Genomic DNA, 3,438 nt, shown 5'->3' with positions numbered 1-3,438 from the left:
CACTTTATTCAAAAATAATGCTGTTCTCTCGTGCTCATGGTGAACCTCTTGCTCTAGTTGATGGTACACGTGTAACACTTTGGCGCACAGCTGTAGTATCTGCTTTGGCAAGCTACTATTTATCGCGAAAAGATAGCCAGCATTTAGTGTTTTTTGGCAGCGGCAATTTAGCTGAGTATATGGTTCGAGCACACTTGAGTGTGCGCGATTTTAAATGTGTAACGTTAATTGGGCGTAATCAAGATAAAGTTGCTGTTTTACACAATAGCTTACAGCGTGCATTTACTGATATTGAGTTTGTTATCGGACAAAGTTGTGAAAAAGTTATTAAAAGTGCCGATGTGATCAGCTGCGCAACAGGTTCACCAACGCCATTATTTAAAGGTGGTTGGTTAAAGCCTGGTACGCATGTTGATTTGATTGGTAATCATCGCTGCGACTCGCGCGAATGTGACAGTGTTACTATCGCACAAAGTAAGGTATATGTAGATAGCAAGGAGAATGTTCTTGCTGAAGCTGGTGAATTGTTGATTCCTATTTCTGAGGGAGTTTTTGATGAAGCTAATATATCCGGCGAGCTTGCGGATCTAGCTAAAAAAAATAACTATGAGAGAAAATGTGAATCCGATATAACAGTATTTAAGTCTGTTGGCACAGCGTTAAGTGATCTTATAACTGCCCATTATATTTATAAGTCATTAAAAAAATGAGTAGCTTATTACTTTTATTATTAGGGCTTTGTTTCGTTATGTTGAGCTTACTAACATTTATAAGATGGCTCAGGATTCGTTATGATAAGCAACATTGGCGAGTTTGTAAAATTGTAAACATTAACAATGTAATTGATAATAACGTGCGCAATTTAGAGCTTTTGCACTACAAGAGGATGTTAGTCAGCTATAAATTCAAAGGTAATTTTTATAGTGTTTTTGTTGCTTTTGATCAGCAGCTTATAGCCAAGTTTAAAAATGGGATTGATTGTACAATTTTAATTGACTCTAACAATCCTAATGTCACTTATCTTAATAGTAATTGCTGGGTGAAATACTGTGGAGTTTGGCTTTTTTCGGGCATTATTTTTATAGCTTCAAGTTTTTTAACTTCTAATTAAATTGTAATGTCTAAGTTAGGTGGTTGGTTGAGTGTATAATTGTAGATGTCAACATACTTTCATCTCAAATGAGAATTGTTAGAGTATGGCTTTCATACTGCCGCATTAAAATTCGTGATGATGAACTGCGTTAGTGGATATAATAGAAATGGCAAAATTAGTTGGAAAGATGCTAATAATTATCAGTTAATGCATGTCTACTCAGCTTCTCATACTTGAAAGAAGTGTTGCTTGTTTTGTGAATAGTGATGAGCTATGCCAGTTGAATAGCACCATTACAAGTCTAAATACTTAGTATAGCTAAAGTTGTTAGTAATTTAGAAATTCATAATGTTTAAAATTTTAAAAATTGATCGTAGAATTAAAAAAATTCTGTGTAAGACACTTTAAACAAATGTCCCAAGATAAATACGTATCAATTACAGAAGCAGCAAGATATGCTCGAGAGAAAAAGTTATCCTCAATTAAAGAATGGCTTGAGGCCAGTGAAGGTGATGAATTTCCAGAGTCTATGCCTAAGCGCCCACCTAATGTATATGGCTGTAAATGGTCAGAAGTTTTAGCTCCTAAAAACTCACCTGGTTGTGGGCGATTCGTTGAGTTTCATGAAGCTTGTCGAATTGCTCGGACATTGGGTGTTGAGACGATGACGCAGTTTAGGGAGTTGAGTAAAGAGGGTGGTAGGCCTGCTAATATACCATCAAATCCAAATCTTCATTACAAAAGTGAATGGAAAGGTTGGGTTCATTTCTTAACTGGAAAAACTGAGTAAAGATTTAAGCTGTTATTAGTATTAATCATCAGTCTTTTTTCAAATCTGTTTTTATTTCAAGCACGCAATGGAGTTGTAGTTAATACTTAGACTGCTAATGGTAGTATGTCATGTCGGAGTTTTGTCACCTAGCAGAGCCACTATTTTGGTTCGAGAATCGGAAAACCAAACCTTCAGCCGTAAAAACTAACTCCACTTTCCCTAAATTATCTGTCAAAAATAGATTTTTTTCAGGCATTTCTGAAATCCATTTCAAGTAAATTAATAATCTCAACTTGATAGATTTTCAAATTTTTACCAAATTCAAAAAGGAATTCTATTTAGAATAACAACTTACTTTGGGTTCTAAAATGCTATTTCGTAAACTATTACTACTAGCCTTGGTATATATATCTTTAAGCACTAAAGCTGAAACCACAGTACATGTTGATCCTGTAAACACCTTGTCTTCTAAAAGCTTACTAAGTAGTAAAACGGATGAGCCGTTTACAATAATAAAGGTACCAACATTGTACACCTTGGAGGGAAATAAGGCTTTTGGTGAACAGCAGATTACATTTAAGTTACATAGTGACGCACCAAGCTCTGTTGTTGTAAATGGAATTACTGTAACAAAAGGGCAAATTGTTCAATTTGATAAGGCTGTTAACTCAGCTGGCGGTCTAGATATTCCAATTTACCCAGGGGAAGTTGGAGCATCAGGAGCTGCAAATTATACCATCACTCTAAGTGTCAAAGGGGCAACATGTCCTGAAGGCTACATTTTATCTGGCGGAATGTGTTACAGAACCACGACTCAACCAGCAATTAAAGTATGTCCATCAGGTTATTTGTACAGTATCAATTCGGGTGATTGTTCTAAAACATATACAGTAGACGCTACTAAGAACTGCCCTGCAGGTACAGCGTATTCAAATGGTGTATGTATGGGTTCATCTAGCTCGCCAGCAAGTTCATCATGCCCGGCTGGATATACGCGCTCAGGAAGCAGCTGTTTTAAAGATATTCAAAAAAATGCAAACACGTCATGTCCTGCAGGTTCTACCCTGACAAATAACAAATGCATGATATTGACAACTTCAAACGTAATTCAATCATGTCCTACTAGCTACTTATTGGACGAAGGGGTTTGTACTAGAACGTCAGAAAGAGCCGCGATACCTTATTGTGATGAACCTCGTTGGCAACTCAATAGTGACAAAACAAGCTGTGATGATGTAGGTTGGGGGATGTATCCACAGCCAGTTAAGAATAAATGCGACGCGGGTTATAGCATTGTGACTTATAGAGAAGATCCAAATGATATCTTTTCAGCTTCAAAAGTTAAGTGTGTTAAGACCGAAAACACACCAATTACTCTTAAGTGCCCATCTGGATATAGTTTAGGTCCTGGAGGGTGTACGAGGCTAGAAGAAACAAACGAAATATACTACTGTGATAGCGGTTACTCTCTAAATGGTACATTATGTTATCAAAAGATTTCAGAGAATTTGATTTACTCATGTTCGGCTGGTGGTTCACTAAATGGCACCGACTGCGTTAGCTCCACATCTAC

At 36.8% G+C, this 3,438-nt stretch carries 2 protein-coding genes and 1 pseudogene; all 3 read left to right on the top strand.

Annotated features, from left to right (window positions below):
• Positions 1-710: ornithine cyclodeaminase family protein (locus CWB80_RS20030; protein ID WP_138686295.1), on the top strand; the 710-nt coding region annotated here is incomplete at its 5' end.
• Positions 711-1,460: 750 nt separating this feature from the next.
• Positions 1,461-1,883: a hypothetical protein gene (locus CWB80_RS20025; protein ID WP_138602603.1), complete on the top strand. Its 423-nt coding sequence runs from the start codon at positions 1,461-1,463 to the stop codon at positions 1,881-1,883.
• 350 nt (positions 1,884-2,233) lie between these two features.
• A pseudogene (locus tag CWB80_RS20020) lies at positions 2,234-3,438 on the top strand (hypothetical protein); the annotation flags it as partial.

The sequence above is a fragment of the Pseudoalteromonas sp. S1650 genome (genome assembly GCF_005887195.1).
Taxonomy (GTDB): Bacteria; Pseudomonadota; Gammaproteobacteria; order Enterobacterales; family Alteromonadaceae; genus Pseudoalteromonas; species Pseudoalteromonas simplex.
The sequence above is the reverse complement of the archived record's forward strand: the minus strand, read 5'-3'. Positions and strand labels throughout refer to the sequence as shown.